Genomic DNA, 5088 nt, shown 5'->3' with positions numbered 1-5088 from the left:
AACCGCGGCTCACGGCAAAACAACCACCGTAGTGCCCCACATCCTCGCCCATCAGAAACACGCGCGAATCCTTCAGCAGCGCGCTGCGGATGCCCTCGCGCACGGCATCACGATACGTCATCTTCTTCGGTTGATCGTTCGCGTTCATGATGCGGCCCCCTCCGAATAAACAAAGCGGGTCAGATCACTGACCGGCTCCCAGGTTCCCGCCTCGGCAAAGGCGACGGATGCATCGACCTCTTTGGCTGCCTCGGCCTCCACCGCCTGCAGATCTGCATCGCTGAGCACCTTCGCCGCCTTCATTGCCTCGAAAAAAAGCGGGATGGGGTCACGCTTCTTCCATTCAGCCACTTCGTCCTTGGAGCGATACAGCTCGGCATCGAACATGGAGTGCGCGCGAAAGCGGTAGGTGCGGCATTCGAGCAGGAAGGGTTTACCCGTGCGCGTGGCGGTGATCGCCTTGCGCGCGGCTTCGTCCACAGCGAGCAAGTCCATGCCATCGACGACCGCATTGGCGACGCCGTAAGCATCGCCCTTGCTTGCGAGCTCTGTTTTCGACTCCGTGTAGCGCAGCGCGGTGCCCATGGCGTAGAGGTTGTTTTCGCAGACAAAGAGCACGGGAAGCTGCCACAGGCCGGCGAGATTCAGCGACTCATGAAACTCGCCCTCCGCCATGGCGCCTTCTCCGAAGAAGCACACGGTGACCGCCTTGCGATTTTGCATTTTGTCCGCGAGCGCCAGGCCGAGGGCCAGGGGCAGGCCGCCGCCCACGATGGCATTGCCGCCGCAGAAGCGTGTTTTCGCATCGAACAGATGCATCGAGCCGCCGCGGCCACGCGCGCAGCCTTCCACCTTGCCGAACATTTCCGCCATGATCGAGTTCGCGCTCACCCCGCGCACCAGCGCCTGGCCATGCTCGCGGTAAGTGGCCACAATGCTGTCTTCTGGCAGGAGCTGGTGGATGACGCCTGTGGCGATGGCCTCCTCCCCGATGTAGAGATGCATGAAGCCGCGAATCTTCTGCGCGCTGTACATCTCAACGCATTTTTCCTCGAAGATCCGGATGCGTACCATCTGCCAGAGCAGGCGGCGCGCTTGATCGTGGTCGGGCAGGGGAGTGCTCATGTCAGTCGTTTTCGAGGGTGGACAAATCGCCTTCCGGCAGGCCCAGTTCGCGGGCCTTGAGCAGACGGCGCATGATTTTGCCGCTGCGCGTTTTTGGCAGGCTTTCGACAAAGGCGATCTCCTTCGGGGCCACAGCGGGGCCGAGGCGTTTGCGGCCAAAGCCGATGAGTTCATTGCACAGCGCATCATCCGCCGCGTGTCCGGCCTTGACCACGACAAACGCCTTCACGAGCTGGCCGATGAGCGGTTCCGGCTTGCCAATGACGCCAGCCTCCGCCACCGCCGGATGTTCCATGAGAGCGCTCTCCACTTCAAACGGACCGACCATGTGACCGGAAGTCTTGATGATGTCATCCGCACGGCCGACGAACCAGAAGTAGCCGTCCGCGTCACGCTTGGCGAGATCCCCGCTGAGATACCAGCCGTCCACAAAACACTTCGCATAGCGGGCTTCGTCATGCAGGTAGGCGCGGAACATCGAAGGCCAGCCGGGCCTGAGTGCGAGCTCGCCTTCCACATTGCTTTCCTGAATCACCTCAAGGCCCTGCTCGTCATGCTTCACGATGGCCGCCTCGATGCCTGGCAGCGGTTTGCCCATGGAGCCGGGGCGGATGTCCATGGCCGCATAGTTCGCGATCATGATCCCTCCCGTTTCCGTCTGCCACCAGTTGTCATGAACTGGCAAACCCAGCGCCTGCTGGCCCCACACGACGGCTTCCGGGTTCAGGGGTTCGCCCACGCTGTGGATGAGGCGCAGATGACTCAGATCGTACTGCGTGCGCGGTTCGCCGGGGATGCGCATGAGACGGCGGAGGGCGGTGGGGGCGGTGTACCAGACGGTGACCTTCTGATCCTGCAGCAGTCGATACCAGCGCTCGGCATCAAAGTCGGCTTCATCGACGAGATTCGTCACGCCATGCAGCAGCGGTGCAAAGATGCCATACGATGTGCCGGTCACCCAGCCAGGGTCGGCGGTGCACCAAAACACATCGTCGGGATGGAGGTCGAGCACGTAGCGCCCGGTGGCGAAGTGCGTGAGCGCCGCCTGATGCACATGCACCGCGCCTTTGGGCATGCCGGTGGTGCCGCTGGTGAAATGTAGCAGCGCCATGTCCTCGGGGCTGGTTGGTGAAATCACAAACTGATCGCTCGCGGCGGACATGAGCTTGGGCAGGGAGCGCACGCCGGCATCGAGATCATCCTCCGCATCCGCGAGCAGGATGAATTGCAGCTTGGGCAGACGCTCGCGCAAGGTGCTCACCTTTTTTTCATACAGGGCCTTGGTGGTCACGAGCACCTTCGCATCGCCACGGCTCAGTCTCTGCCACACCGGTTCGGGTCCGAACTGCGAGAACAGCGGACAGAACACACTCACATTCTTCAGGGTTCCCAGCGCGGCGAAATACAACTCCGGCACACGGCCCATGAGCGCGAAGACCCGCTCGCCTTTCCCGACACCGAGAGAACGCAGCACATTCGCAAACCGCGCCGAGCCCTGCGCCATGTCCGCATACGTCAGGTCACGCACGCTGCCGTCCTTGCCGAGCCAGCGCAGCGCCAGATGTCGGGCACGCGGCCCGCTGGCATGACGGTCCACCGCCTCATGGGCGAGGTTCAGGCCGCCGCCGTCCGGCAGTCCTGCCAGTTCAGCTCTGACAGCGTCCCATGAAAATTCGGCGCATGTTTTCGCATAGTCCACCATGCATGGCCGGACCTGCCATGAGGCAATGTTTTTCGTGATGGGTGGGAAGTTCATCGCTGCATCCTCTCCTTATCCACCGCTGCATTGCGTTCATTGAAAACAGGCACCACGATTCCGTTGTCGCGATCAGTGCCAATGCTGAAGCCGTCAAAAGTATCGGCGAATTCTGCGGCTTTAATGACATTGCCCGAGTTCATCGTGCAGCATTCCACGAATTCACTTTCATGCTCAGCCTGTGTTGGCGAAGATGAGGCAGATCGTGTGACAAGGGCGCACATGGCGGGGATCATGCAAGCGGCGGCGTGACAACAAAGACGGGCTTGTGCGCAAGGGCGATCACGGCCTGCACGGTGGAGCCGAGCAGGGCGGCTCCGGCGCGTGAGTGGCCTTTGGTTCCCATGCAGATGACATCCGCTCCTTTGCGCTCCGCCGCCTCGCAGATGGCGGTGGCAAAATCACTGTGAGTCAGCACTTCGGTGGTGATGGTGACACCCGGCACCTGCGGGAAGTCGGCGGCCAGAGACTCAAACTTCTCCAGTGCTTCCTTCTTTGCCTGAGCCGTGATGAGGCTGTGGTCAAAGTACACTTCAGAAGCGATGACGGGATTGACGCCGCTGGTCGGTTCATGACAGACATGCACGAGATGGATCGCGCCGCCCGCAGGCAGCAGGCTGTGGGCATGGCGCAGGGCATGGGTGCAGATCTCCGTGAAGTCAGTCGCCAGCAGCACGCGATGGATCGAAGGAATGCGCGAGTCCGGTGCCGCGACGACTGCGGGCACGCAGAGGACGTTTGTCACGGCATGAGCCAGCACGTTGCGTGAGAAGGAGCGGCCCTTCAGACGGGCCAGGCCATGACGCTGATGTGTGCCCACCACGAGCAGGCCGGACTTGTGTTCATCCGCCGTCTTCAGGAATTCAGCCGCGTGCTGACCGGCGCCCTCGCGCACATGTACCTTCACCGGGATGTCTCCGAGGATGCCATGCAGGCGCTCCCAGACATCACGCTGACAGGTGTCCTGCGGCTCATTGCCGACGATGGGATCCGCCGTGGGGTGCACGTAAGCGGCCTCCACTTCCACCTGGCCCATGGAGATCAAGGTCTGCACGGCGCGAATGGCGGCATCTGCGGAGGCGGTGAAGTCCACGCCGCAGAGCAGGCGCAGCGCGGCGTCTCCCTTGAGCCAGTCCAGCAGAAGCTCCCCCTGGCGCACCACCAAGGTGGGCACGGAGGAGGTTTCGGCGACATGTTCCGCCACACTGCCAATGAGCAGGCGTCCGGCGAGGCTCCTGCCGACCGAACTCAGGACGATCAACTGCGTCGACTGCTCCGCAGCGGCGTCGATGATCTCATAGCTGGCGCTGCCATGCCGCAGCTCCTCGGTGACCTGAATGCCGGTGGCGCGCAGCCGCTCAGCTTCTTGCTTGAGCTCCTCACGTATCAGCCGGTCATCCGGCACGACCACAGGCAGATCGCCCATGACGATGTATTCCTGCGCAGCATGTACGAGCCGCACAGGAATATGGAGTTTTTTGGCGAGTGCGGCAGCGACGTCTGCGGCGGCCATGGCGGACGGTGAAAAATCAGTGGCACAGAGAATTTGCATGGGATGGAGTGAGTGAAGGTTGAACAGGCGGTGGAAAAAAGATGAAGGCGGGTGGCGGGGCTCAAACGCCGGAGGGGAATGTTTCTGGAACTTCACCAGCCATCCATGTGGCGGTGCGCTCCAGCGGCTCCACGGCACGAGTTTCGTCGAAGTGAAGAACGGCATCAAACTGGTCCGGCAGCCGGGTGTGGAAGTAATGGCTGTGAAGTTCCGTTTCGGGGCGGTAGATGACGCCGATGGCACGCTCCAGAAGCTGCTGGCTGAGGCCGTCTTTGAGCCTGCTGTTTCCGCGCAGCGGCAGCAGGAAGCGCTTGAGCCCGACCTCATGAAAGAGCGCCTCAAAACTGCCATGCAGGGCCGGGCGCACGCGCTTCCGCTCCGCCTGGCCGCCCCAGTCTGAACTGGCGGTGACCGTGCCGTGATGCGTGGTGAAGCCCACGAGAACGGCCTTGTCCGCGCAGCGCTGGCGCATGAGCTGGCCCACGTTCCACTCCCCGCGATGCCCCATGGAGGTGGCGCGTGCATCCCCGAGGTGGGAGTTGTGCGCCCACACCACGATTTTGGGCGGCCTGCCTTTCCGGGTCAGGTGGCGCTCCAGTTCCACCAGAGTCTCCACCATGTGGCTGTCACGCAGGTTCCAGGAGGAGACATCGCT

General features: G+C 62.4%; 5 protein-coding genes and 1 pseudogene. All 6 read right to left on the bottom strand.

What is annotated here, in order from left to right; genetic code table 11:
* Nucleotides 1–148 (bottom strand): annotated as a pseudogene (locus WAW39_RS30015) (alpha-ketoacid dehydrogenase subunit beta); the annotation flags it as partial.
* Nucleotides 145–1125, bottom strand: coding sequence for a pyruvate dehydrogenase (acetyl-transferring) E1 component subunit alpha (pdhA, locus tag WAW39_RS30010; RefSeq protein WP_422323421.1), 981 nt, complete (start codon nucleotides 1123–1125; stop codon nucleotides 145–147). The gene pdhA and the pseudogene WAW39_RS30015, both read right to left, overlap by 4 nt.
* Before the next feature lies 1 nt (nucleotide 1126).
* A complete protein-coding gene (gene acsA / locus WAW39_RS30005; RefSeq protein ID WP_422323419.1) occupies nucleotides 1127–2881 on the bottom strand; it encodes an acetate--CoA ligase in 1755 nt (584 codons plus the stop codon).
* Nucleotides 2878–3024: a hypothetical protein gene (locus WAW39_RS30000; RefSeq protein WP_422323417.1), complete on the bottom strand. Its 147-nt coding sequence runs from the start codon at nucleotides 3022–3024 to the stop codon at nucleotides 2878–2880. The genes acsA and WAW39_RS30000 overlap by 4 nt, the downstream gene beginning before the upstream one ends.
* Nucleotides 3025–3113: 89 nt before the next feature.
* Nucleotides 3114–4433, bottom strand: coding sequence for a universal stress protein (locus WAW39_RS29995; RefSeq protein WP_422323415.1), 1320 nt, complete (start codon nucleotides 4431–4433; stop codon nucleotides 3114–3116).
* Nucleotides 4434–4494: 61 nt separating this feature from the next.
* Nucleotides 4495–5088, bottom strand: a 594-nt coding sequence (locus WAW39_RS29990) for an erythromycin esterase family protein (RefSeq protein ID WP_422323413.1), incomplete at its 5' end; no start/stop codon positions are given.

The sequence above is a fragment of the Prosthecobacter sp. genome (assembly GCF_049294395.1).
Classification (GTDB): domain Bacteria; phylum Verrucomicrobiota; class Verrucomicrobiia; order Verrucomicrobiales; family Verrucomicrobiaceae; genus Prosthecobacter.
This window is presented reverse-complemented; position numbering and strand designations above follow the sequence as displayed.